This window comes from Pseudomonas sp. MWU12-3088, assembly GCF_023242405.1.
Lineage (GTDB): Bacteria > Pseudomonadota > Gammaproteobacteria > Pseudomonadales > Pseudomonadaceae > Aquipseudomonas > Aquipseudomonas kribbensis.
In genome coordinates, this window is the sequence record NZ_JALJEA010000011.1 from 31,221 (window position 1) to 56,897 (window position 25,677).

A 25,677-nucleotide genomic window follows, 5' to 3' on the forward strand; every position below is an offset into this window, starting at 1 on the left:
GCGAAATCTCCTTATTCCGTGCAACCCGGATAAATGGCGCAGACCTGGCCATCCGGCATGGTGAAAGTGCTGAAGTCGGTGTAGTTGCCGTAACAAAAGGCGTACTGATCTTCAAAGTTGTCGCCCAAGCATCGTTTCCAGCCATTTGGAAACTTGAGCCATGTGTCTCTGACGTAAGGCTGTTCTTCCCTTGCTAGCCTGATCTTCATCCTCACGGTTTTGCCCGGAAGTTGATCGTGGGTGTATGCCGCAAACGGGCGCCCCGGCTCTGGCGTACCCAGAGCATCGGTTTCCTTGCAGTCGAGTATTTTTCGCAGGATTCTCGGCTTGCCCGAGGTGCGAAACAGCCACTGGCATTGGCCATGGAAGGTGCTTTCGCCCCGGCTGTCGAAGCTGTTTTTGTAGCGTTCCTCGATATCAGGAAGAACGGCGACTACGGCACTGTCTGCACTGAAGTCGCCGCGAGATTTTCCATAGACCGAATTGATATCGAGGCTGATTCTGCGTATCGCCATCGGGCAGCCACTGATCGTCCGGCGAATAGGGATTTCAAAGGTTGGTTCATACCGTTCACGCCACTTCTGATTGTGTGCTGAGACTGTCTTTCTGCGGTCCGGCACGCTGCACGTTTCGCCCTTGGCGGGTGTGTACTCGACGATAGCCTTATAGGTAAAACCTGGTGGCAATTCAGCTGTGAAGGTGAATGCATTCGGCAGTTCGGTCCTGCAGCCTCCCAGTGCCGCGAAACAGCCGATCAGACCGAGGCTTTTGAGCGGAATTTTCATGAGGGCGTCTTCCCGTTCCAGTGCTTCGAAAGCTGGTAAACCCGATCAAAGTGTTCATCCGGTGTTTCGTCCGGTCGGGCTTGCCAATGGGGCGCGGGATTCGGGGTTTGCAGGCTGTGGATCAGCAGAAACTCCAGCCGCTCCGGTGCCAGCCAGCCCCAGGCTTGGGCCTGGGTCAGTCGTTCACGGAGCCAGATTTGCGGATCCTGAACACACGCCAGCGCGGAATAAGCCTGCACATGTCCGGCCAGCAGAAAGCGGTGGGCATTGGCCAGGCGAATCGCCATGGCTTGCTCGTCAGGCATCGGCAGTTGCAGCCATGGCGGCGTGTCCGGCACGGGGTAGCTGCCCGGCGCAGGGTTGTCGGTCATCTGCCAGTGCGAACCCTGCCAATGGCAAACGCTGATCGCCGGTCCGAGATACGCCGGCAAAGCCTCGACCGGCAGATGCTCCAGCGCCCGGTCCAGCACCCGGTTGTCGTGAAAGCGGTACAGCGCCTGATGCGGACGGACGCCGACGATAAGCCGCTCCTGCCAGTGCCGGACCCAGCTCTTCATCTCGCCTTTGCCCAAGCTGGCCAACCATCCCCAATGGCTGTCCGGCCTGTCGAGCAGGGCGTCGAAACGGCGGTCGTCGGGCTGGTCGAAGGTGAAGAGGAACGGGCCGGTGTCGGCCAGTTCGGCGACTGCAGTTTCGCCGTAGACGCTGGCGTATTGCTCGTAACGGCTGCTCTTCAGCCAGCGCTGGCGCATGTCGCGTTCGTTCTGCGAGTCGAGGACCAGGCACAGGAGGCAACCGGCGCGGTGTTGTTCGATCAGCCAGCGTCGTACAAGGGCGTCGCTCATGCGGCAGCCTCCGGGATCGGGCACAGACCCGCACGGCAGGCTTCGCAGATCGGGCAGAAGTCCGCACCCAGGGTTTTGCTGGCGGCCATCAATGCCTGTTGTGAGGGCGCCACCAATGGCGGCAAAGGCGCGGGCGCCGACAGGTCTTCAATACCGTCGGGCTGCAACAGCGGGGCGCGCAGGAAGGGCGCGGGCACGCCGCCAATCAGCAAGTCGCTGCTGCCGAAAAGGCCGCTGTGATCGAGGACAAAATGCTCGCCACCGACTTTCAGACTGATGCTTTTCCCTGCCTCCAGCACCAGATGTTCGCCCGCGCTGAGGCACAGCTGTCCGGCGGCTTCGGTTGTCAGTGATTGACCGACCCGGGTGTGGCTGCTGTCGCCGACGTGCAGGTAGTCGCTGGCCTTGAGATGGGTCTTGCGATGACCGGTGACGAGGCGGTGTTCTTCCGCGTGCAGTGCGCTGAAACTGTTGCCCCTGATGGTTTCCCGGCGTTGGTTGCCGATATCCAGATGACTGTCGTTTTCGACCTTCTGTAGCAAGTCGCGCTGGGCGCGCAGGTAAATCTGCTCCTGGCCCGCGCGGTCTTCGATCATCAGCTCGTTGAAGCCTGAGCTGTCCGGCGAACTGCGGGAGCGAAACACGCTGCGGGTCTTGTGCGCCGGCAACTCGTAGGGCACCGGGTTGGCGCTGTTTGCCAGGCAACCGCTGATCACCGGACGGTCGGGGTCGCCGTGGAGAAAGGTCACCAATACTTCCATGCCCACGCGCGGGACGATCACGCTGCCGTGGGCATTGCCGGCCCAGCCCGAGGCCACTCGCAGCCAGCAACTGCTCTTGTCGTTGTGGCGGCCTTCGCGATCCCAGAAGAACTGCACCTTGACCCGGCCGTACGGGTCGCAATGGATGTCTTCGCCTTCCGGGCCGGTGACCACCGCTGTCTGGGTCGAACCGATGTGGGGTTTGCGAAAGCGCAACGGCGGTCGATGGATCGCCTTCCAGGGCGTTGCCGTGAAGTGGTTGCGGTAGCCCTGGATGAAGTCCTTCTCGGGATCGGCTGACGCATGGTCAGCGGTTTCCTCCAGCACTTGCGGTTGTTTGCCTTCATGGCGGATTTCGGTCAGCAGCCACAGGTCGTTCAATGTCGGATCGGGGTGTTCGGCCAGTGACAGAAAATGCCCCGACACCAGCGCCGGTTCGTTGCTGTCGCCTTCTCCCAGGCAGTCATCGGCACGGTGACCTTCCAGGGCTCGCCGGGCCAGCCGCTTGCCGTGCTCGCGATCGAGGTAGCGTCCCGGATATTCGTAAACCCCGGGATCGGGCTGGAGGTGCCGATCGGGATTGTGGGCATCCGCTTCCAGCAACATTCGCGCCTTTTTAAAGTCGTAGGCGCGGCTGGAGGCGTGGTTGGGCCGAGTTTCGAGCCGATAGTCGAATCGCTGAATCACCGGCCTGTCGGCCACCATGGCGTTGTGCGGTTTAAAGCATGTTGGCCGAGCGAGGCGGGGGAACACGGTCTGGTCGTCACCAAAGACCAGCAGGTGTCGGTCGCGGCTGTGTCGGAAGTGGTAATGCAAGCCGTCTTCCTGGCACAGGCGCTGGATGAAGTGCAGATCGGACTCGTTGTACTGCACGCAATATTCACGATCCGGCAACGGGTGGCCGAGCTGGAACCTGTAGCGATCGGCGTGGATGCCATGCTCTTCGAGAATTTGCGCGATGATTCGCGCAACGCTCAGGTTCTGGAAAATCCGCTGATTGACGCGATGGCGCAGATTGGCCAGGCAAGGGGCGAGGGTCAGGCTGTATCGCGTCAACCGTTCGCCGATATTGCCGCGGCCGATGTGCTGGATCTGTCCGTGTATGCCGTGGCCGTGGTCATCGAAGGCAAGAAAGGCCTGTTGGTGCATCAGGCCCGCAAGATCGGCATCCGGTCTGGTGCCGACCAACTCGACCTTAAAGGCAAACGGCTCGCTGATGGCTTCGCTGCCACTGAAGGACAGCACTTGAAAATCGTGTTTAAAGTCGTCGGTCGTAAGGCGAAAGTGTGCGTTGGCATTGAACATCCGTTGTTCCTCGTCCTGTGACGGATTCGGAACAACGCTAACAAGGTGAGCCGGGAAATGATGTCGGACGTTTCCCAATAAAATCGGTTGAAGAGCCCGGCCTACAAGGCCTTGGCTTTAGTCCTACATCTTTTTCCTACAAGGTTTCGCGAAGATTTTGCAGGGGGTATCAGTTGAAGGAAATACAGAAATAACCCAACTGCGGATCCCGCCCCATCGCCGGCACTCGTGACACGAAAATATCTTCCACCCGGCCGAATTCCGGCAGCTCCAGTGCGCACAGGCCGTCGACAAACTCGGTCGGCTCCAGGCTGTTGAATTCGAGGCAGAAGGGCATGCGTTCGCTGTAGCGCATTTTCGCCGAGGGGACTTCTTCAAGGTGGGCGAGTTGAATCGGCAGCGCCGTGCCATCCGGCAGGTGCAGTGTGCGCTGTTGCCCCAGCATTGGCTGGAGGTGTTCGATCTGAACCGATTGCAGCATGGTCTGACTCCAGAAAAAAACGAAACGTCCGGGGGCTCGGGGCCCCCGGACGATTGCTCAGTTGCGCGACGGAAAGAGGCCGTTCAGGGCAACGCTGAAGTTGAGGACCAGGAAGGGGTTCATGATGCCCAGCGGCTGGCTGCCGCCGGTGGAGGAAATGTCGCCGGTGACGGTGGTGGTCACACCTTTGAGTGGCACCGGCGTGGCGCCCTGGGCGTCGGAATAGATGTTCGCCGAGCCGGGGCCGCCGCCGGAGGCACCGATGTAGGAATTGGTGGCAGTCGGTACGGTCGCCGGATTGCTGGCAGGTACCGCCAGCGACAAGGCCGTATTGGCGGTGAGACCGGTCATTGCGTGGGTGTGGTTGGGCATGTTGGCAATGGTGGCGGTGACGCTTTCCGTGCCGGCCACCTGACCGATGACGCGCGGCGTCAGGCCTAGACCGTTGCCCTGGGCCATTGGCACGCGGCCCTGCAGGTTGGGCAACTGAAAGTTGGTCGTGCCGTTGCCGCCGTAGTAAGTGCCCAGCAACGCAAACAGCGCGTTGTATTGCGCAATGGAAAGGATCTGTCCATTACACAGGGCCCAGCCACTGGGAGCGAAGTTGAAGGCGAACGGTTGAATCGTACCCATAAAGACTTCCATGGTTCCTCATCCTTCTGTTATGTGGTTGGCGCGCCGCGCGTTAGCCTGTGTTGCCGGGCAGGTCGAAACGTTTTACTGACGCCTTCCATTTGCGCGGGCAGGTCACGCCAAGCCGTAGCGTAGACCCGGATCGGCGGACTTGCCGGACGTCGTCGCGGCCGCGCGTCGGCTTCGGCTCTGGCCTACAGTGTGCGCAATGAATGGCGCTGTTTTTTACTCGGAATACCGTAAGGGAAGGTTGATGGAAGCGCGTCGAGAGACTCCGCTGGGGGATACCCAGGACCCGTTTGCCGCACCGAATGCCGGTGTCCGGCGTCTGCTGCGCTGGGTTCGCCAGCAGTGGCTGATACCGATTTTGCTGCTGGCGACCGTCGTGCGGTTTTATGACCTGACCGCCGCCGCGATCTGGGGTGACGAAGGCTCCAGTCTGCTGCTGGCGCGCTATACGCTGGGCGGTATCTGGGAGCACGCCGCGTTCGATGTGCATCCGCCGTTGTATTTCATGCTGCTGCATGGCTGGATCGGACTGTTTGGCGAAGGGATCCTGTCGATCCGCAGCCTCAGTGCCCTGGCCGGCATCGCTACGGTCGGGCTGGGCATGTGCCTGGTCGATCGCCTGGCGACCCGCCGTGCCGCGATCATCGCCGGGGTGCTGCTGGCGCTGTTGCCGACGGCGGTGCGCTACAGCCAGGAAGTGCGCATGTACTCGCTGCTCGGCCTGCTGCTGGTCGGCACCACCCTGGCGTTGATCTGCTGGGTCAGACGCCCGCAGCGCCGACGGTATCTGGTGATCTATGCGCTGCTGATGAGCGCCGCGTTGTATACCCACTACTTCGCGGTGCTGGCGGCGCTGAGCCACTGGCTGTACCTGGGGCTGATCCGCCTGTTGCCGGGTTATCGCCTGCGGCATATCCAGCGCAAGGACTGGTGGCTGGCCAATCTGGCCATTGTCGCGCTCTACCTGCCGTGGCTGCCGAACCTGCTCGATCTGACGCAGCACATGGAAGAGCTCAAGGTCGGTGGCGATGTGGGCTGGGAAGATCCGGTGACCCTGTCTTCGCTGCCGTCGATGATCTGGCTGTGGCTGATCCAGAACGAGGGCGATCATCTTCCGCTGCTGCTGTTTTGCGGCATGCCGCTGGCGATGCTGGCGCTGGCGGGCGTGGCCGTCGCCCGCGACCGCAGCGTAAATCACGGCAGCGTGTTGCTGGCGCTCTATACCGGTGTGCCGTTGTTTCTGGTGTTCGCGGTGTCGTTCATCAGCCCGGTGTTCATCGAGCGCTATCTGACGGCCTATGCGTTGGGCCTGCCGATGCTGGCGGCGCTGGCCATCGACCGCCTGTACAGCCGCGTTCGCGTATTGGCGCTGGCGGTGCTGGTGGCGTTTGTCGGAATCGAAATGGTCGGGGTGAACACCAACGCCACGGTCGATCCGAATGACCAGTTCAACGTGATGGTCGATCACATCAACCACCACTTCGTCAGCGGCGACCGGATCGTCACCAGCGACATGCTCTGGTACCTGAGCTACGTCTACTACAACCGCACGGATGCGCAAATCCGCTTGTATACACCGCCTGCCGCCGACGGGCGCTCGACGCGTCCGAACCACTACGGTTTCGGCACACTGGTGTCCGATGAGGTTTATCTGGATCGTCTCGCGGATCTGCCGAAGGACAGTTCCCGGGTCTGGCTGATCGGTGATCTGGACCCGGAAGTTGCGGACCCGTTCCTGCCTCTGCCCAAGACCTGGCAGTTGCGTGATCAGTCCAACGCTGGCGGGGCGAAAGCGCGACTTTTCGTTCTGGAAAAGGACGATCGTACCAACGGAGAATGACTTAAACGCTTCACCTTACTGTTCGCGATAAGAAATGGTCTAACAAGTCCGTTTTGCTCTATGTTGATGTCAAAACACTACTAGTCGAAAGGGTATTGTTGGACTACGCTCGTCGGACAAAAGGACTTACAAAGTAAGGTGAAGGGATTGCAGCAGTTCCACTTTATCTCCGGCTTGCCGCGCTCGGGCTCAACCCTCCTTTCTGCGATCCTTTTGCAGAATCCGCGCTTCCATGCCGGCATGACCAGTCCGGTCGGCGCACTGTTTTCCGGTGTCCTTGAACAATGCAGCGCCGGCAGTGAATTCGGCGCGGTGATCGACACCGACATGCGCCGTCGCCTGCTGCGCGGCCTGTTCGATTCCTATTACGCCGACAAGGCCGACAAACCGGTGGTGTTCGACACCAACCGGCAGTGGAGCTCGCGCCTGCCGGCCATCAGCGATCTGTTTCCCAAAGCCAAGGTCATCGCCTGCGTGCGCAACGTCGCCTGGGTGATGGACAGCCTGGAGCGGCTCTACCGCGCCAACCCTTACGAAAACACCAAGCTGTTCGGCGATGCCGTCGAGCGCAACACCGTCTACAGTCGCTGCGAAACCCTGGCCCAGCGCAACCGCCTGGTGGGTTTTGCCTGGGCGGCACTCAAGGAAGCCTATTACGGCGAGCACGCCGATTCGCTGCTGATCATCGATTACGACTTGCTGACCCAGGCCCCGGAGCGCGTGCTGCGGCTGGTCTACGACTTCATCGGCGAGCCGTGGTTCGAGCACGATTTCGAGCACCTGGCCTATGACGCGCCGGAGTTCGACCAGGCCCTGGGTGTGGCCGGCCTGCACAAGGTCAAACCCAAGGTCGCCCTGCAGTCCCGGCGCACGATTCTGCCGCCGGACCTGTTCAAGCAATACGCCGATCTGTCCTTTTGGCTCGATGGCTCAGCCAGCGCTGCCAATGTGATTCGTATGAAGTCCGACGCCGCGATCAGTTGATCGCGGCGTTTTTCATTGATGCGTTTACAACTGTTCGAGTCCGGGTGAGCAACATGTGGTGGAGCAAGCAAAAGTCGCGGGTAACCGAGGGCCAACGGACGCTGGCTGCGCCGCTGATCATGTCGCTGGAGCCGCGCATGCTGTTCGACGGTGCTGTCGCGGCCACCGTGGCCGATACCACTGCGGCCCAGCCCGACAGCCACCCCACTGCCGATGCGGCCAAAGCGCCGACCGCCGATCATCCGGTGGCGAGCAAGGACACCCACGGCCAGGCCGATGCCACGCCGGCTGCCAGCCCTGTGGCGGTGCCGGGCCAGGCTGTGGTGTTCGTCGATGCCCGGGTCAAGGATGCCGACAGCCTGCTCAAAGGCGTTGCCCCCGGCACGCAAGTGGTCAAGCTCGATGCGAACAAGGACGGCTTGCAGCAGATCGCCGATTACCTGGATCAGCATCAGGGCATCAGTACCGTGGAAATCATCGCCCACGGCAACGCCGGCGACCTGTGGCTCGGCAACAGCTATCTGTCGGCGGACAACGTTGCACAACGCAGCGCGGTGCTGGCGGAAATCGGCAAGGACATGAACGTCGGTGGCGACATCCTCATTTACGGCTGCTACACCGCCGAGGGTGACCGTGGCCTGAGCTTCGTCGACTCGCTGGCGCAACTGACCGGCCGTGACGTGGCGGCGTCGAACAACCGTACCGGCGTGGGCGGCGACTGGGATCTGGAGATCGCCACCGGCAAGATCGAGAGCGCCAACGTGCTGTCGACCCTGTCGATGAGTGAATACCAATGGGGCCTCGCCACCTGGACCGCCACCAACAACGCGAACACCGGGGTCGGCTCGCTGCGCGCGGCGCTGGCGTCGGCGCAGAACGGCGACATCGTGACCTTCAGCACCGGCATGACGGTGCAGCTCACCTCGGAACTGCTGATCAACAAGAACATCACCGTCGATGGCGACCTGAACAACGACGGCGTCGCTGACGTCACCCTCGACGGCCAGTACAAGACCCGGGTGGTGGAAATCACCTCCGGCAGCACCGTGACCCTCGATGGTCTGGTGATTACCCGGGGCCTGGTCTCGGGCAACGGCGGCAATGGCGGCTACGGCGCGACCGGGGCCATGGGCGGCGGGATTTTCAACGCCGGCATCCTCACGCTGAACAACGTTTCGGTCACTGGTAACGCGGCAGCGGGCGGCGGCGGCGGCGGGGGAGTCACGGGCGCCAACTACGGCGGCGGTGGTGGCGGTGGTGGTGGCCTCGGCGGTCAGGGTGGCGGTCATGGCGGTACCGCCGGGCCGGGCACCGGTACGCTGGGCGGCCAGGCCGGCAGCGGCGGTGTCGGCGGCTACGGCGGTGGCTACGATGCGACGCACATGGGCGGTCGTGGCGGCTCCACCATCGGCGGCGCCGGTGGTGTCGGCGTGTCCTATTACAGCAACGGCGGCAATGGCGGCACTGCGAACAATGGCACGATTGCCATTGGCGGCGGCGGTGGCGGCTCCGGCTGGGACAAGGTCGGCGGCGTCGGCGGCAACGCGGCCGGCGGCATTTACAACGCCTCCACCGGCACTCTGAAAATCGTCGGCACCTCGGTCATCAGCAACAACATCGGCGCGGGCGGCGGTGGTGGCGGCGGCAGTGGCCAGGGCAGCAACAACCTGAACGGCGGCGACGGCGGACGAGGTGTCGGCGCGATCTGGAACCAGGGCGGCACGGTCCTGATCACGGCCTCCAACTTCAGCGCCATCAGCGGTAACGCGGCGGGCAGCGGCTCCGGCGGCTCAGAGCTGGGTGGTGGCGTGACGGGTTCCGTGCCGTTGGCTTTTGCGGCGATCTACAACAATGGCGGCACCCTCAACACCGCTTATGTGGAACCACCGACCGCCACCATCGTGATGTCGGACACGGCGCTGAAAATCGGCGAAACCTCGCTGGTAACCATCACCTTCAGCCGCGCAGTCACCGGTTTCACCAACGCCGACCTGACCATCGCCAACGGCACGCTGACATCGGTGAGCAGCAGCGACGGCGGCCTGACCTGGACCGCGACCTTCACCCCGACCAACAACATCACCGACGCCACCAACCTGATCACCCTCGACAACACCGGGGTGACCGCGATCAGCGACGGCGTGGCGGGTGTCGGCACGACCAGCTCCGTCAACTACGCGATCGACACCGCGCGGCCAACCGTGACCATCGTGATGTCCGACACGGCGTTGAAGATCGGCGATACCTCGCTGGTGACCTTCACGTTCAGTGAAGCAGTGACCGGTTTCACCAACGCCGACCTGACCATCGCCAACGGCACGCTGAGCGCAGTCAGCAGCAGCGACGGCGGCATTACCTGGACCGGGACGTTCACCCCGACTGCCAGCATCACCGACACCACCAACCTGATCTCCCTGGACAACACCGGTATCGCTGACCTGGCCGGCAACGCCGGCAGCGGCACCACGGATTCGCCCAACTACGTGATCGATACCGTGCGGCCGACCGCGACCATTGTCGTGGCCGACAGCAATCTGGCGGCGGGCGAAACCTCGCTGGTGACCATTACCTTCAGCGAAGCGGTCAGCGGCTTCACCACCGCCGACCTGACGGTGGCCAACGGCACCCTGACCGGCCTGAGCAGCAGCGACGGCGGCATCACCTGGACCGCCACGCTCACGCCGACCAACAACATTACCGACACCACCAACCTGGTCACCCTGGACAACACCGGGGTCGTCGATCTGGCCGGCAACGCCGGCAGCGGCACCACCAACTCCAACAACTACGCCATCGACACCGCGCGGCCGACCGCAACCATCGTGGTGGCCGACAACAACCTGAAAATTGGCGAAACTTCGCTGGTGACCATCACCTTCAGCGAAGCAGTGACCGGTTTCACCAATGCCGACCTGACCATCGCCAATGGTACGCTGACAGCGGTCAGCAGCAGCGACGGCGGCACCACCTGGACGGCCACGTTCACGCCGACCGCCAGCATCACTGACGCGACCAACCTGATCACGCTGAACAATACCGGCATCGCTGACCTGAACGGCAACGCCGGTGTCGGCACCACCGATTCGAACAATTACGCGATCGACACCCAGCGCCCGACCGCGACCATTGTCTTGTCCGATAACGCGCTGAAAATCGGCGAAACCTCGGTAGTGACCATCACCTTCAGCGAGGCGGTCACCGGTTTCACCAACGCCGACCTGACGATTGCCAACGGCACGCTGAGCGCGGTGAGCAGCAGCGACGGCGGTATCACCTGGACGGCGACGTTCACACCGACCAGCAACATCACCGACGCCACCAACGTCATCACCCTGGACCAGACCGGCGTTTCGGATCTGTCCGGCAACGCCGGCAGCGGCACTGTCGATTCCGGCAACTACGCCATCGACACCCAGCGTCCGACCGCCACCATCGTGGTTGCCGACATCACCCTCACGGCCGGCGAAACGACGCTGGTGACCTTCACCTTCAGTGAAGCGGTGACCGGTTTCAGCAACGCCGACATTGTGGTTGCCAACGGCACCCTGACGGCGGTGAGCAGCAGCGACGGTGGCATCACCTGGACCGCGACTTTCACGCCGAACGTCGGCGTCAACGACGCCACCAACGTGATCGGGTTGGCCAACACCGGCATCACTGACCTGGCCGGCAACGCCGGCAGCGGCACCACCAACTCCAACAACTACACCATCGACACTGTGGTGCCGACCGCGACCATCATCATCTCCGACCCAAGCCTGAAAATCGGTGAAACCTCGCTGGTGACCATCACCTTCAGCGAAGCGGTCACCGGTTTCACCAACGCCGACCTGACCATCGCCAACGGCACGTTGAGCGCGGTCAGCAGCAGCGACGGCGGTATCACCTGGACGGCAACGTTCACGCCGACCACCAACATTACCGACGCCACCAACCTGATCACCCTGGACAACTCCGGGGTTCAAAACCTGTCGGGCAACGCCGGCATCGGCACCACCGATTCGAACAATTATTCGATCGACACTCAGCGCCCGACCGCCACCATTGTGGTTGCCGACACGGCACTTGGCGTCGGCCAGACCTCACTGGTGACCATCACGTTCAGCGAAGCGGTGACCGGTTTCACCAACGCCGACCTGATCATCGCCAACGGTACGCTGAGCGCAGTGAGCAGCAGCGATGGCGGCATCACCTGGACCGCGACGTTCACGCCGGCGGCGGGAATCACCGACACCACCAACGTCATCACCCTGGACAACACCGGCATTGCCGACCTGGCGGGTAACCTCGGTAGCGGCACCACCGATTCCAACAACTACGCCGTCGACAGTCAGCGGCCGACGGCGACCATTGTCATGACCGACAGTGACCTGCGCCCAGGCGAAACCTCGCTGGTGACCATCACTTTCAGCGAAGCCGTGACCGGATTCGACAATTCCGACCTGAGCGTCGCCAACGGCACCCTGAGCAATGTCTCGTCGAGCGACAGCGGCATCACCTGGACGGCCACGTTCACGCCGAACATCGGCATCACCGACCTCACCAACCTGATTGTCCTGAACAACACCGGCATCACCGACCTGGCCGGCAACACCGGCACCGGCACCACCAGTTCGGCCAACTATCAGATCCAGACCCAGGTGCCGACCGCCACCATCGTGGTTGCCGACACGTCGCTCAGGGCCGGGGAAACCTCGCTGGTGACCATCACCTTCAGCGAAGCGGTGAGCGGTTTCGACAACAGTGACCTGACCATCGCCAACGGCACGCTGACCAACGTCAGCAGCAGCGACGGCGGTATCACCTGGACCGCGACGTTCATCCCGACCGCCAATGTCACCGACGCCACCAACCTGATCACCCTGAACAATGCCGGGGTGGCCAACCTGTCGGGCAACAGCGGCGTGGGTACGACCGATTCCAACAACTTCGCCATCGACACCGCGCTGCCGACCGCCACCATAGTGGTCGCCGACAATCGCCTGGGCATCGGTGAAACCACCACCGTGACCATCACCTTCAGCGAGGCGGTGAGCGGGTTCGATCTGTCGGACATCAGCGTCGCCAACGGTGCGCTGTCGAACCTGACCAGCAGCGACGGCGGCGTGACCTGGACCGCGACCCTGACGCCGACTGCCGGCATCAACGACGCGACCAACCTGATCATCCTCGACACCGCCGGCGTTCAGGATCTGGCCGGCAACGCCGGGGCGAGCATTGCCATCTCCAACAACTACATCCTCGATGCGACCCGGCCGACGGTGAACATCGTTGTCGCCAACCCGCACCTGGGCATCGGCCAGACCACCACGGTGACTTTCACCTTCAGCGAGGCAGTGAGCAATTTCGACCTGTCGGACCTGAGCGTGACCAACGGTGACCTGAGCAACCTGAGCAGCAGCGATGGTGGCAAGACATGGACCGCAACTTTCACGCCGACCGCGAATGTCACCGACCCGAGCAACTTCATTGCCCTGGACACCAGCAACGTAACCGACCTGGCGGGCAATGCCGGCAGCACGGTGGCGGTGTCGAACAACTATGCCCTCGACAGTGAGCGGCCGACCGCCACGGTGGTGGTCGCCAATCCGAACCTGGGTGTCGGCCAGACCTCGCAAGTGATCATCACCTTCAACGAAGCAGTGACCGGTTTCGACCTGTCGGACCTCAGCGTGGCCAACGGTACCCTGTCCAACCTGAGCAGCAGCGACGGCGGCAAGACCTGGACCGCGACCCTGACGCCGAACGCCAACGTCAACAGCGCCAGCAACGCAATCAGCGTCAACAGTGCCGGGGTCAATGATCTGTCGGGCAACAGTGGCAGCGGGATCAGTCAGTCCGGCAACTATGTGATCAACACGGTGCCGGCCGAGCCTCCGACTTCGCCGCTGCTAGTGGTAACGCCGGATCCGGAGTTCCGCATCGAAGTTCCGGTCATTTTGCCGTCGCGGGTCGACGTGCCGTTGCAACCGACCATCTTTGCGCCACCCACAGGTGGCCTCGGTTCACCGCTGACCTTCCCGCCGCTGTTCGAACAGCGGGTGATCGGCAATGGCATCCGTCCGCTGGGCGACATTTTCATCAACCACGGCGCGTTGAGCCCGAGCTTCATTGCCCAGGTGTTCACCAGCAGCGACAGCGGCGGTGACGGTTCCGGCCATGGTTTCCTCGGTTTCGGTGGGGGTGATGGCGGGGTGTTCGGCATCAGCACGCTTTCGAGCCTGTTCAACCAGGACAGCGCCGCCGAGCGGGACTCCCTGAACGCTTTCGACAGCCACTCGATCCGGGGCGGCGACGTTTCCCAAGGTCTGCACGGCGTGTTCGGCGCGCCGACCCTGGGCCAGCAACTGCAAGAGATCAAGGACAGCGAGCAGCATCGGGTCGACAACCTGGCGGCGGCTCTGCAACAGGTCGGCATCAGCGAAATGCCGGCCTGACAACACACAACAACTCAATATGTGCGGGACCTAGGGGCGATCCAGGGATGAAGAAAAGTCAGAAACTGTTCGGCGCCAGCCTGCTGGCGCTGGCGATCAGCGGATGTGCAGTCACCAGTGAACCGATCGAACGCAGTGTCAGCGAACAACGGGCCAAATCTGACCTGCAAACCATGTACAAGGGCCAGGAACCGTTGCGCGGTCCGCTGACCCTGCACCAGGCCATGGCCCGCGCGGTGAAATACAACCTCGAAGGGCGCCTGAAGATCATGGAGGAAGCGCTGGCCAAGCGGCAGCTCGACCTCGCCAGTTTCGACATGCTGCCGCGCATGGCGCTGGACGCCGGTTACGTCGGGCGCAACAACGTCAGCGCTTCCAGCAGCCAGAGCGTACGCACCGGCACCCAGTCCCTGGAACCGTCGACCTCCCAGGACCGCGACCGCAACGTCGCCGACCTGACCATGGTCTGGAACGTCCTCGATTTCGGTGTCAGCTACATCAACGCCAAGCAGCAGGGCGACCAGCGTCTGATCGTTCAGGAACGCCGACGCAAGGTGATCAACACCATCGTTCAGGACGTGCGCTCGGCCTATTGGCGAGCGATGGCGGCCGAACGTCTGCTCAAGCAGATCGACAGCCTGATGGCGCGGGTCGATGCTGCCCGGCGCAACAGCGAAAGCATGAGCGAACAACGCATCGGCGATCCGGTGCAGTCCCTCGGCTACCAGCGTTCGCTGATCGAAGCCACCCGGCAACTGGAAGAGCAGCGCCGCGCGCTGTCACTGGCGAAGACCGAGCTGGCGACCCTGATCAATCTGCCGATGGGCACCAACCTGACCTTGGCCACCGACGACGGTTATCAGATCCCGGAACTCAAGGTCGATATCGCCAAACTGGAACAGGAAGCCCTGACCAGCCGCCCGGAACTGCGCGAGCAGGATTACCAGACCCGGATCAGCGCCGCCGAAACCCGCAAGGCCATGTTGCGCATGCTGCCGGGTCTGGAGTTTTCCGCCGGCGGCCACTACGACAGCAACTCGTTCCTGGTGAACGACCGCTGGGCCGACTACGGCGTGAAAGTGACCTGGAACCTGTTCAACGTGATCTCCGCTCCCGCGGCCATCGATGTGGCCAAGGCCGGCGAAGAAGTCGCCACCGCACGCCGTCAGGCCATGTCGATTGCGGTGCTGGCGCAACTGTACGTGGCCAACGCCAACTATCAGGAGGCGCTGCGTCAGTTCAAGACCAACCAGCAACTGTCGGACATCGACGGGCAGATTGTCGGTCAGTTGCGCAACCGTCATCAGGCAGCGGGCATCGGCGAACTGGATCTGATCCAGGGTGAACTGAACAACCTGCAGGCGGACTTGCGCCGTGACCTGTCCTACGCCGATCTGCGTAATGCCTATGGCCAGATCTTCGCCAGTGCCGGCCTCGATCCGCTGCCGGATCAGGTGCAGTCGACCGAGGTGCAGTCGATCGCCACGGCGCTGGCCAACCGCGAAGCGGCGTGGGCCTCGGGGGATATTTCGGTGCCGGTGGTCCATGCCCCCGCGAAGTGATGTGCTGGCGCCGACCGCCAGCATCAGCCGTGCGCAACGCGAGGCCCGCAACGGTCATCGCGGCACGGCGGTGTTGCTGACCGGGTTGCCGGCGGCGGGCAAATCGACCCTTGCTCAGGCGCTGCATGCCGAGTTGTTCAGTCGTGGTCAGCAAAGTGTGGTGCTGGACGGCGATGGTTTGCGCGTCGGGCTCAACCGCGACCTGGGATTCACCGATGCCGACCGGCTGGAAAACATCCGCCGCGCCAGTGAACTGGCGGCGTTGCTGGTGGAGAACGGGCAGATCGTGATTCTGGCGATGATCGCGCCGCTGGTGGAGTTGCGCGAAGTGTTCGCCCTACGCCTGGGCGATGACTATCGCGAAGTCTGGTGCAGCGCCGCGCTGGTGGTGTGCGAACAGCGCGACCCGAAAGGGCATTACGCCCGGGCGCGACGCGGCGAGCTGGCTGGGTTCACCGGCGTGTCGGCGCCTTACGAACCGCCGGCTCAGGCCTCATTGGTGCTCGATACCGGAACGCTGACGGTCGAGGCCTGCCTTGACCGCTTGCTGACCTGGCTCGGCGAATCTGCGGTGTTGCCCAGGACATGAGCCGGCCGGCGTTTTCGCGACTGCCGGTGACGGTGGATCTGCCGTTGCTGTTGCAGGCACTGGCAGCGATTGAAAACGATTCCTGGCGCGGGCATTTCAACACGGCCTATTTCGCCGGCGACTGGAGTGGAGTGGCCCTGATTTCCGCGGCCGATGCGTTGACCGAACTATCTCCCGGAACCGCCGAGCCTGTGCAGCGCGCCCCTTGGCTGAATGACCTCCGCTGGCAGCAGGCGCTGCAGGATCTGCCGCTGGAGATCGTCAGTGCGCGATTGCTGCGACTCGGGCCCGGCGGGCAGATTCATGAGCATCGAGATTACGACCTCGACGGGCCGGACGCCGATCTGCGGTTGCACATTCCATTGCTCAGTCCGCCCGCCGTGGATTTCTGGCTCGATGGATTGCGCATGCCAATGGTGGCAGGCGAGTGCTGGTTTCTAGATCTTGCGCGACCGCATCGGGTCGACAATCGCGACAGCACGGCACGCATTCATCTGGTCCTCGACTGTCGCCCCGGCGCCTGGCTGGAGCAGATGATTGCCGACGGTTTGCTGAGTACGCCGCAGCCTGATGCCGAAGATTCGGCATTGCAGCGTTTTCAGCGTCTGCTGGTCGCGGATCCCGCGTTGTCGGCGACCCTGCAGGCGTTGCACGACCCTGAAGCGTTCATCAGCCAGACACTGGCGCTGGCCGCCGAGCGTGGCTTGTCATTCTCCCGGGAAGAACTGCACGCGGCGATGCGCAACGGCCGCCGGTCGTGGAACGAACAATGGCGAACCTGAATTTCGACGGCTGGCTGCCGATCCGCATCTGGAAAAGTGCCGGTCAATGGCAGGTGGACTGGTGCTGGTTTGGCAACACGCCGCTGCACCAGCCGTTTTTTCGGGAGGCGGTGGAGCAGGCGCTGCAGTTGCCGTTCAACCAGGCGTTCCGAAGGCAAACCCCGTTGTCGGCGCTTACGGAGTGGCAGGCGCTCAGTCCCGGCCTGGCGCCGAGCGCCTTCATCCTGCATGCCTCGCGTTGCGGATCGACGCTGATCAGCCAGATGCTCGCCCGCCTCGACGATCACATCGTGATCTCGGAACCGCCGCCCCTCGATACCTTGCTGCGCAGCGATCTGCCGGCCGTCGAACGCCGTGCGGCCATCGCCGGGTTGCTCTCGGCCTACGGTCAGCACCGGCGCGGGATGGAGCAGCGGCTGGTGATCAAGCTTGACGCCTGGAACATCGGTGAATGGCCGCTGCTCCACGAATGCTTTCCCGATACGCCATGGCTGTTTGTCTATCGCGATCCGCTGGAAATCGCCGTTTCACATCTGCGTCGCCCCGGCATGCACATGGTGCCCGGCCTGCTTGGCGAGTGCGTGCTGGACGACGACCTGCCATTCGAGGGGCGCGAAGATTTCATCGCCCGCAGGCTCGGACGCCTGCTGGAAGCGGCGCGCTTGCACTGCGCTGATTTCGGCGGGCTGACGGTCAATTACAGTGAGTTGCCCGAGGCGATGACGGGACGTCTGGCGCGGTTTTTTCAGCTGAATGCCGAGCAGTGCGAACAGGCGCTGACAGCTTCGGCACAACATGCGAAACAGCCGTCACAGGCGTTTGTTGCCGATGGCGAAAGCAAACGCCGCGAAGCCTCTCCACTGTTGCAGGCGCGAGTAGAACGGTGCGCGCGAGCACCTTACGAAGCGCTGGAACGCTTGCGCGCACTCACGACTTGGCCGACAGATCCGCCATCCCCTTGAGCAATTCGATCGGCAACGGGAAGACGATGGTCGAGCTCTTGTCGCCGGCAATCGAACTCAGGGTCTGCATGTAGCGCAATTGCATGGCGCCGGGCTGGCGACCGAGCATTTCGGCGGCCTGCATGAGTTTTTCCGAAGCCTGCAATTCGCCTTCGGCGTGTATCACCTTGGCGCGCCGTTCCCGCTCGGCTTCGGCCTGTCTGGCGATGGCGCGGACCATCGATTCGTTGAGGTCGACGTGTTTGATCTCGACATTGGCGACCTTGATGCCCCAGGCGTCGGTCTGGGCATCGAGTACTTGCTGGATGTCGATGTTCAACTGTTCGCGCTCGGCCAGCAGTTCGTCCAGCTCATGCTTGCCGAGTACCGCGCGCAGGGTGGTCTGGGCCAGTTGGCTGGTGGCCACCAGGAAGTCTTCGACCTGGATGATCGCTTTCTGCGGATCGAGCACCCGGAAATACAGCACCGCGTTGACCTTGACCGAGACGTTGTCGCGGGTGATCACATCCTGCGGCGGCACGTCGAGGACGATGGTGCGCAGATCGACCCGGACCATTTGCTGTACCACCGGAATCAACAGGATCAACCCCGGCCCCTTGACCTGCCAGAAACGCCCGAGCTGGAACACTACGCCACGTTCGTATTCACGCAGGATGCGGAACGTCGAGCCGGCCAGGGCAATGAGCAACAGCAGCAGCGCGACAAAACCGATTTGCAGACCCATGATCACTCTCCGAGCGGTGCCGCGTCAGCCGCGGCCACTTGCAGCAACAAGCCCTTGCGCCCGACCACCCGCACCGGTTGCCCGGCGTGCAGCGGCGTGGCACTCGACACTTGCCAGCGTTCTCCTTGCAATTGCACCCAGCCATTGCGGGTGTCCGGCGACTCTACGACGGTCACGGCCGTCACGCTGCCGACCAGGCCGGCGTCGCCGCTGACCGGGTGTCGCGGCCGGGTCTTCAGGGCACGAACCAGCAACGCGATCAGCAGCAGCGCGCTGACCAGCCCGAGGCCGATCATCATCGGCACGGGCAGCTCGGCGTTGCTCAGGATCAGCGCGCCGATCACGAACATGACGATGCCGCCCAGGCCAATCACGCCGTAATTGGGCAGCGCGGCTTCGGCGATCAGGAAGGCGATGCCCAGGGTAATCAGCCACAGGCCGACGGGATCGATGGCGTGCAACGGGATGTCCGCAGCCAGGGACGATCCGCTCAGCAGCATCAACAGGACAAACGCACAGCGACGGATGTTCACGTGACCCTCCGGGAGAGTCATGGGGTTCTCTTATCAGTCTAGTTGAGCCTGGGGTCGGAGGAATTCTGATCAGATCCAGCGTCGCCAGTGGGCGGATTTACCTTCATTCGCGGCTTGTCCGACTAGACTTTCCAGAACAGGAACAACGGTCATCATCGCTCGCCGAGCAGCGTCCGGCGGGCACCGAGGTGCATCATGCGTATGGCAAGAAAAGTGCAAAGCAGCCTGACCCGGGCGCAATGCCAATACGACGTCGTCTCCCATCCGCACTCGAGCAGCAGCCTGGAAACGGCGCGGGTCTCGGGAATTCCGGCGGAACGGGTGGCCAAATCGGTGATCCTCGACGACCACCACGGGCATTACCTGATGGCCGTGCTGCCCGCCAGCCGCCATCTGGACCTGAGCAAAGTGCGCACCAGTGGCGAGTGGCAGATCACCCGCGAAAGCACCCTGGCGCACCTGTTCGATGACTGCGAACGCGGCGCGGTGCCGCCATTGGGCGATTCCTACGGGCTGGACATGGTCATCGACCCGCTGGTGACCCGGCAGAAAGATATTTACCTGGAGGCCGGCAACCACAACAACCTGCTGCACATGAGCATGCCCGAGTTCCTGAAAATGGTGCCCCATGCCCAGGTGCGGGAGTTGAGTCAGTAGGTTTTTTCAGCGTCTGTGCCGACGCCAATCGCGAGCAGGCTCGCTCCCACAGGTTCTGCAATGAATCTGTGGGAATGTGGCTTGCTCGCGAAATGTTTTTATCCACTGAGTCTTCGAAGGAGTAGAACAATGGAAAATCCGACACACAGCCTCCCGTCCCTGTTCAAACAACTCGGCCTGCCCAACGACCCGGTCAGCATCGACCAGTTCATCGCCGCCCATTCCCCGCTCAAACCCGAACTGCACCTGTGCGATGCGTTTTTCTGGACCAAGAGCCAGGCGGATTTTTTGCGGGACGAGATTCTCGATGATGCGGATTGGGCGGAGGTGGTGGATCAGCTGGATGTGATGTTGAGGAAGGGGCGGGCGGGGTAATCATCGGACCTATCCCTTGGCAGTCATAGCTCTCAGGGAAGAGAACTTCGCTTCAATCTCAAGATTGGATAAACCGATTCCGGAGGCCATTGACTCACGGGCGATGCTGACTTTTTGCTCTAAAAATGCCGCGTACGCAGATGTATCGGGCAGACGTTCAATCGGATGTTCTTCGGAATTCGGGTTCTCGGTCGTGAAGTTGATCGTCATGGTTCAGTGCTCTCGGGTGTCGGTGTCGGCGCAGTTTCAACGAGGGTCATTTCTTGTGCTCAAAGCATTTTGTTTCAAAACTTGACTGAATTTCCCCTCCAATGCCATATTGATAGTTAGCAAACTAACAGTGTGTGCATTCCTTCGTGCCGAACAACCTCGAATCCCTCCAGATGAACATCAGCAGTGCCATGGTGGTGGCCGCCAGGCATTGGCGGAAGATCTGCCAGACCACGCTGGTCAACTATGGAATTTCCGAAGCCTGCGCCGTCCCGTTGTTGATGATCGGGCGGCTGGGGGAGCGCGTGCATCAGGTGCAGGTGGCGCAAGCGGCAGGGATCGAGAGTCCTTCGCTGGTGCGGCTGCTCGATCAGTTGTGCCACGCCGGCTACGTTTGCCGCACTGAAGACCCGCAGGATCGCCGCGCAAAATGCCTGAGCCTGACCGACACCGGCCGTGAACTGGTGCAGGCGGTGGAAGGCGAGCTGGTGCGTCTGCGCAATGAGGTGCTCGAAGGCATCGACCGGAGCGATCTGGAAGCTACGCTTCGAGTATTGAGGGCTTTCGAGGCGGCCAGTCCGCCAGCGGTGACCCATCCGTGAACGGCTTTTTTTCCGGCATTCCTCCCGCTCGCGACTGGTTCTACGGGATCCGTACTTTCGCGGCCTCGATGATCGCGCTGTACATCGCCTTGTTGATGCAGATGCCGCGTCCTTACTGGGCGATGGCCACGGTGTACATCGTTTCCAGCCCGTTCCTTGGGCCGACCAGTTCCAAGGCGCTGTATCGGGCGATCGGTACGTTCCTCGGCGCCGCTGCGGCAGTGCTGTTCGTGCCGATGTTTGTCCAGAGCCCCTATGTGCTGGTGGTGGTCATCGCGTTGTGGACCGGGATTCTGCTGTTCCTGTCTCTGCATCTGCGCACCGCCAACAACTATGCGTTGATGCTCGCCGGCTACACCTTGCCGCTGATCGCCCTGCCGGTGGTGGATAACCCGCTGGCCGTGTGGGACGTGGCGGAAGCACGGACTGAAGAGATCTTCCTCGGCATCGCGGTCGCTGCCGTGGTCGGCGCGATGTTCTGGCCTCGGCGCCTGGCGCCGGTGTTCAACGATGCCGTGGGCAAGTGGTTCGCCGATGCGACGACCTACAGCCTGAAATTCCTCAGCCGCGACGTGAACCCAGAAGAAGTCACCGCCCTGCGCATGGCCATGGTCGGCAGTTTCAACAGCCTGGAATTGATGATCGGCCAGTTGCCCCACGAAGGCGCGCGGCCGCAGACGGTGCGCAACACCAAGGAATTGCGCGGGCGGATGATTCATCTGCTGCCGGTTATCGATGCGCTGGAGGATTCGCTCTACGCCCTCGAACGGCGCACGCCGGAACTGGTGGAAAAATTCGCGCCGCTGCTCACCGCCACCCGCGAATGGCTCGGCTACAAAGACGCCGATCTCGACCGCTGGCAAGCCCTGCGGGATCAGCTCGAAGCCCTGCAACCGAGCGCCGAAGCCCTGGAAGATCGCAAACAGTTGCTGTTCTCCAACGCGTTGTACCGCCTCGGCGAATTCATCGATCTGTGGCAGGACTGCCGCAGTCTGCAGGACGCGATCCTGTGCGAGCGTCAGGACAGCTGGCGCGCGGTTTACCGCCACTGGCGCCTCGGTCGTCTGACGCCGTTCCTCGACCGTGGATTGATGCTGTATTCGGTGGCGTCGACCATTCTGGCGATCATCGTCGCTTCGACGCTGTGGATTCTGCTGGGCTGGACCGACGGCGGCAGCGCGGTGATTCTGGCGGCGGTGTCGTGCAGTTTCTTTGCCTCGATGGACGACCCGGCGCCGCAGATCTACCGGTTCTTTTTCTGGACCGGGATGTCGGTGCTGTTCGCCAGTCTGTACCTGTTTCTGGTGCTGCCTAACCTGCACGACTTCCCGATGCTGGTGCTGGCGTTTGCCATCCCGTTCATCTGCGTCGGTACCCTGACGGTGCAGCCACGGTTTTACCTCGGCATGCTGCTGACACTGGTCAACACCTCGTCGTTCATCAGCATCCAGGGCGCCTACGACGCTGACTTCTTTGCGTTCGCCAACTCCAACCTGGCGGGGCCGCTGGGGTTGTTGTTCGCGTTTATCTGGACCCTGATTGCCCGGCCGTTCGGTGCCGAACTGGCGGCCAAGCGCCTGACCCGTTTCAGCTGGAAAGACATCGTCAGCATGACCGAACCGGCGAACCTCGCCGAGCACCGGCAACTGGGCGTGCAGTTGCTCGACCGCTTGATGCAGCACCTGCCGCGTCTGGCGCTGACCGGCCAGGACACCGGCATCGCCATGCGCGAAGTGCGGGTGGGGCTGAACCTGCTCGACCTGCTGGCCTACACCCCGCGCGTGACCGGTGCGCCGAATGCGTTGTTGCAGCAAGTGGTGGCCGAGGTCGGCGAGTATTTCCGCGCCTGCCTCAAGGCCGGCGAACGCTTGCCGGCGCCGAGCGCCTTGCTGATGACCATGGACCGCACCCGCCGCGCACTCAACGGCCACGGCGATGAAGAAACCCGACTACACCTGTTGCACGCCTTGAGCGGTTTGCGTCTGGCGCTGTTGCCCGGCGTCGAATTCGTCTCCAGTGCCGAGCCCGAAGAACCGCTGCCCGAAGGAGCGCCCCTATGATCGGTGACCTGGACATCAGCGGCATTTTCCTGCCGACCCTGCTGGTGCTGATGGGCATCACTTACGTGCTGTTCGTGCTGGTACACGGCGTGCTCACACGCCTGCATTTCTACCGTCTGGTCTGGCACCGGGCATTGTTCAACGTGGCCCTCTACGCCGTGATGCTGTACGGCGTGGACTCACTCAGTCGATACCTGATGACATGAAAAAACCGTTTTTGACTATCGGTCGCGTGATGCTGACCTTGCTGATCGTGGCTTTCGCCGTCGTCGTGGTCTGGCGCATGGTGATGTATTACATGTTCGCGCCCTGGACCCGCGACGGCCACATCCGTGCCGACATCGTGCAGATCGCCCCGGACGTGTCCGGGCTGATCCAGCAGGTCGAGGTCAAGGACAACCAGTTGGTGAAACGCGGCCAGGTGCTGTTCAGCATCGATCAGGACCGTTTCAAACTGGCGTTGCGTCAGGCCAAGGCAGCCGTTGCCGACCGCGAAGAAACCCTGGCTCAGGCCCAGCGTGAAGCCAAGCGTAACCGTGGCCTGGGCAATCTGGTGCCGGCCGAGCAGCTGGAAGAAAGTCAGTCGAAAGTCGCTCGCGCGCAATCGGCACTGGCCGAAGCGCTGGTGACGGTGGACAGCGCCCAGCTCAACCTCGACCGCTCGGTGATCCGCAGCCCGGTGGACGGCTACGTCAACGACCGTGCGCCGCGCGCGCAAGAGTTCGTCACCGCCGGGCGTCCGGTGCTGTCGGTGGTGGACAGCAACTCGTTCCACATTGACGGCTATTTCGAAGAGACCAAACTCGACGGCATCCACATCGGTCAGTCGGTGGATATCCGCGTGATCGGCGACCGAGCCCGTTTGCGCGGGCATGTCGAAAGCATCGTCGCCGGTATCGAAGACCGTGACCGTTCGAGCGGCAGCAACCTGTTGCCCAACGTCAACCCGGCCTTCAGCTGGGTGCGTCTGGCCCAGCGGATTCCGGTGCGTATCGCCTTTGACGACGTACCGGAAGACTTCCGCATGATCGCCGGGCGTACTGCCACCGTGTCGATCATCGACGATCAGCAGCAGGAGCCCGCGAAATGAGCAGGGCCCTGATGATCGCCGGTCTGGGCGTGATGTTGTCGGCCTGCTCGATGGTCGGGCCGGACTATCAACTGCCGGGTGATGCGGCGATTCAGCGCAAGGATTTTCAGGGCGATCTGGCGGTGGCCGGCAAGCCTGTGGTTTCTACTCCCGTGCCGGCGGACTGGTGGCGGTTGTATCGCGATCCGCGTCTGGACCAACTGGTGCAGCAGGCCATGGCGTCCAACACCGATCTGCGGGTGGCGGCGGCGAACCTGTCGCGGGCCCGTGCCCAGGTCGATGAAGCCGAGGCAGCCGGTGGCTGGAGCGGCGGCGTGAAAATGGGTGCCCAGCGCTTGCAGGAGGCTGGTCAGGCGTTCCTGCTGCCGGAGAAAGTCCCGGTGGCCAACGTCGCCGACATCGGTATCAGCGCCTCCTACCAGTTCGACCTGTGGGGCGTCCTTCAGCGCGGGATCGAAGCAGCGAAAGCCAACGCCGACGCGACCCAGGCCGCCGCCGACACCGCGCGCATCACCCTGGTCGCCGATGTGGTCCGGGCTTACACCCAGGTCTGCGCGGCCAACGAAGAACGGGAAATCGCCCAGCACTCCCTCGACCTGCAATCCCAGAGCACCACGCTGATCCAGCGCCTGCGCGATGCCGGGCGCGGGGACGAAACCCAGGTCACCCGTTCGCAGACCCAATTCAAGTCCTTGCGCGCCGATCTGCCGCGCTACGAAGCGGCGCGTCAGGCCGGGTTGTTCCGTCTGTCGATGCTGCTGGCCAAACCGGTCGATCAATTGCCGGCCGGCACCGCAACCTGCGCCGAATTGCCGAAAATCGCCCAACTGGTGCCGGTCGGCGATGGTGCTGCGCTGCTCAAGCGTCGGCCTGACATCCGCCAGGCCGAGCGTCGCCTGGCCGCCGCAACCGCCGGCATCGGCATCGCCACCGGCGAGCTGTACCCGGACATCAGCATCGGCGCGACCATCGGCACCGTCGGCATTGTCTCCGACCTTGGCGACCCGTCGACCAACCGCTGGGGCTTTGGCCCGTCGCTGAGCTGGAAGGTGCCGACCAACGGCGCCCGGGCACGTATCCGCGAAGCTGAAGCCTCGACCCAGGGCGCTTTGGCACATTTCGACGGCGTGGTGCTGAACGCCATCCGCGAAACCCAGACCGGTCTGGCCCAGTACACCGCGCTGCTGCAACGCCGCGATGCCCTGGCCGATGCCGAGCAGTCGGCGAAGCTGGCGGCTGACCAGACTCACCGCTTCTTCCAGGCGGGCCGCGAGTCGTTCCTTGCCGACCTGCAAGCCACTCGCACCTACACCGATGTCACTGCGCAACTGGCCGCCGCCAACACCCAGGTTGCCATGAGCCAGATCGATTTGTTCCTCGCCCTCGGCGGCGGTTGGGAAAGCGGACGAACGCAAGCGTCGAGCGCCAGCAAACCCTGAGGCCGTTGCTAT

22 protein-coding genes are annotated in these 25,677 nt (G+C 62.8%); 14 read left to right on the forward strand and 8 right to left on the reverse strand.

The window, feature by feature from the left end:
• Positions 1-11 precede the first annotated feature (11 nt).
• The 5 genes from M5B98_RS22930 to M5B98_RS22950 form a co-directional block, all read right to left on the reverse strand.
• Positions 12-785 (reverse strand): hypothetical protein, encoded by a 774-nt coding sequence (locus M5B98_RS22930; protein WP_248744071.1) that lies wholly within the window; start codon positions 783-785, stop codon positions 12-14.
• Positions 782-1,630: a DUF4123 domain-containing protein gene (locus M5B98_RS22935; RefSeq protein ID WP_248744072.1), complete on the reverse strand. Its 849-nt coding sequence runs from the start codon at positions 1,628-1,630 to the stop codon at positions 782-784. The genes M5B98_RS22930 and M5B98_RS22935 overlap by 4 nt, the downstream gene beginning before the upstream one ends.
• A complete protein-coding gene (locus tag M5B98_RS22940; RefSeq protein ID WP_248744073.1) occupies positions 1,627-3,696 on the reverse strand; it encodes a type VI secretion system tip protein VgrG in 2,070 nt (689 codons plus the stop codon). The genes M5B98_RS22935 and M5B98_RS22940 overlap by 4 nt, the downstream gene beginning before the upstream one ends.
• Positions 3,697-3,865: 169 nt before the next feature.
• Positions 3,866-4,177: a DUF6916 family protein gene (locus M5B98_RS22945; protein ID WP_248744074.1), complete on the reverse strand. Its 312-nt coding sequence runs from the start codon at positions 4,175-4,177 to the stop codon at positions 3,866-3,868.
• A gap of 57 nt (positions 4,178-4,234) precedes the next feature.
• A complete protein-coding gene (locus tag M5B98_RS22950) occupies positions 4,235-4,822 on the reverse strand; it encodes a phage tail protein (protein WP_085733413.1) in 588 nt (195 codons plus the stop codon).
• Positions 4,823-5,063: 241 nt separating this feature from the next.
• Here M5B98_RS22950 and M5B98_RS22955 point away from each other — a divergent pair, with 241 nt between their 5' ends.
• The 7 genes from M5B98_RS22955 (at position 5,064) to M5B98_RS22985 (ending at position 17,975) form a co-directional block, all read left to right on the forward strand.
• Positions 5,064-6,659, forward strand: a complete 1,596-nt coding sequence (locus M5B98_RS22955; protein ID WP_248744075.1) for a glycosyltransferase family 39 protein — start codon at positions 5,064-5,066, stop codon at positions 6,657-6,659.
• 138 nt (positions 6,660-6,797) lie between these two features.
• Entirely contained in the window at positions 6,798-7,643 is an 846-nt protein-coding gene (locus M5B98_RS22960; protein WP_248744076.1) for a sulfotransferase family protein, read from the forward strand.
• 53 nt (positions 7,644-7,696) lie between these two features.
• Positions 7,697-14,080, forward strand: coding sequence for an Ig-like domain-containing protein (locus M5B98_RS22965; protein WP_248744077.1), 6,384 nt, complete (start codon positions 7,697-7,699; stop codon positions 14,078-14,080).
• 47 nt (positions 14,081-14,127) lie between these two features.
• Entirely contained in the window at positions 14,128-15,642 is a 1,515-nt protein-coding gene (locus M5B98_RS22970) for a TolC family protein (protein WP_248744078.1), read from the forward strand.
• Positions 15,626-16,231 (forward strand): adenylyl-sulfate kinase, encoded by a 606-nt coding sequence (gene cysC, locus M5B98_RS22975; RefSeq protein WP_248744079.1) that lies wholly within the window; start codon positions 15,626-15,628, stop codon positions 16,229-16,231. The genes M5B98_RS22970 and cysC overlap by 17 nt, the downstream gene beginning before the upstream one ends.
• On the forward strand, positions 16,228-17,013 hold the full coding sequence (locus M5B98_RS22980) for an aspartyl/asparaginyl beta-hydroxylase domain-containing protein (protein ID WP_248744080.1): 786 nt from the start codon (positions 16,228-16,230) through the stop codon (positions 17,011-17,013). Before cysC ends, M5B98_RS22980 begins: the two co-directional genes overlap by 4 nt.
• Positions 17,001-17,975, forward strand: coding sequence for a sulfotransferase (locus M5B98_RS22985; RefSeq protein WP_248744081.1), 975 nt, complete (start codon positions 17,001-17,003; stop codon positions 17,973-17,975). Before M5B98_RS22980 ends, M5B98_RS22985 begins: the two co-directional genes overlap by 13 nt.
• Here the strand turns inward: M5B98_RS22985 and M5B98_RS22990 are convergent.
• Positions 17,941-18,699 (reverse strand): slipin family protein, encoded by a 759-nt coding sequence (locus M5B98_RS22990; protein WP_114880952.1) that lies wholly within the window; start codon positions 18,697-18,699, stop codon positions 17,941-17,943. The genes M5B98_RS22985 and M5B98_RS22990 overlap by 35 nt on opposite strands.
• Positions 18,700-18,701: 2 nt before the next feature.
• On the reverse strand, positions 18,702-19,253 hold the full coding sequence (locus M5B98_RS22995) for an NfeD family protein (RefSeq protein WP_248744082.1): 552 nt from the start codon (positions 19,251-19,253) through the stop codon (positions 18,702-18,704).
• A 174-nt stretch (positions 19,254-19,427) separates the two neighbouring features.
• Here M5B98_RS22995 and M5B98_RS23000 point away from each other — a divergent pair, with 174 nt between their 5' ends.
• Positions 19,428-19,889, forward strand: a complete 462-nt coding sequence (locus tag M5B98_RS23000) for an aminoacyl-tRNA deacylase (RefSeq protein WP_085712631.1) — start codon at positions 19,428-19,430, stop codon at positions 19,887-19,889.
• Between the two features lie 129 nt (positions 19,890-20,018).
• Entirely contained in the window at positions 20,019-20,264 is a 246-nt protein-coding gene (locus M5B98_RS23005; RefSeq protein ID WP_065257452.1) for a DUF2789 domain-containing protein, read from the forward strand.
• 9 nt (positions 20,265-20,273) lie between these two features.
• Here M5B98_RS23005 and M5B98_RS23010 read toward each other — a convergent pair whose 3' ends face one another.
• Positions 20,274-20,474: a hypothetical protein gene (locus tag M5B98_RS23010; RefSeq protein WP_085733407.1), complete on the reverse strand. Its 201-nt coding sequence runs from the start codon at positions 20,472-20,474 to the stop codon at positions 20,274-20,276.
• Positions 20,475-20,647: 173 nt separating this feature from the next.
• On the opposite strand from M5B98_RS23010, the gene M5B98_RS23015 reads away from it, so the two are divergent.
• From M5B98_RS23015 to M5B98_RS23035, 5 genes are read left to right on the forward strand one after another with little or no spacing between them, the layout of a single operon-like run.
• Positions 20,648-21,076 carry a MarR family winged helix-turn-helix transcriptional regulator gene (locus tag M5B98_RS23015; protein ID WP_085712633.1) on the forward strand — a complete coding sequence of 143 codons (429 nt, stop codon included), beginning with the start codon at positions 20,648-20,650 and terminating at the stop codon, positions 21,074-21,076.
• Positions 21,073-23,136 carry an FUSC family protein gene (locus M5B98_RS23020; RefSeq protein WP_085712634.1) on the forward strand — a complete coding sequence of 688 codons (2,064 nt, stop codon included), beginning with the start codon at positions 21,073-21,075 and terminating at the stop codon, positions 23,134-23,136. The genes M5B98_RS23015 and M5B98_RS23020 overlap by 4 nt, the downstream gene beginning before the upstream one ends.
• On the forward strand, positions 23,133-23,342 hold the full coding sequence (locus M5B98_RS23025) for a DUF1656 domain-containing protein (RefSeq protein WP_007957657.1): 210 nt from the start codon (positions 23,133-23,135) through the stop codon (positions 23,340-23,342). Before M5B98_RS23020 ends, M5B98_RS23025 begins: the two co-directional genes overlap by 4 nt.
• Positions 23,339-24,226: an HlyD family secretion protein gene (locus M5B98_RS23030; protein WP_248744083.1), complete on the forward strand. Its 888-nt coding sequence runs from the start codon at positions 23,339-23,341 to the stop codon at positions 24,224-24,226. Before M5B98_RS23025 ends, M5B98_RS23030 begins: the two co-directional genes overlap by 4 nt.
• Entirely contained in the window at positions 24,223-25,665 is a 1,443-nt protein-coding gene (locus M5B98_RS23035) for an efflux transporter outer membrane subunit (protein ID WP_248744084.1), read from the forward strand. The genes M5B98_RS23030 and M5B98_RS23035 overlap by 4 nt, the downstream gene beginning before the upstream one ends.
• The last annotated feature ends 12 nt before the right edge of the window (positions 25,666-25,677 follow it).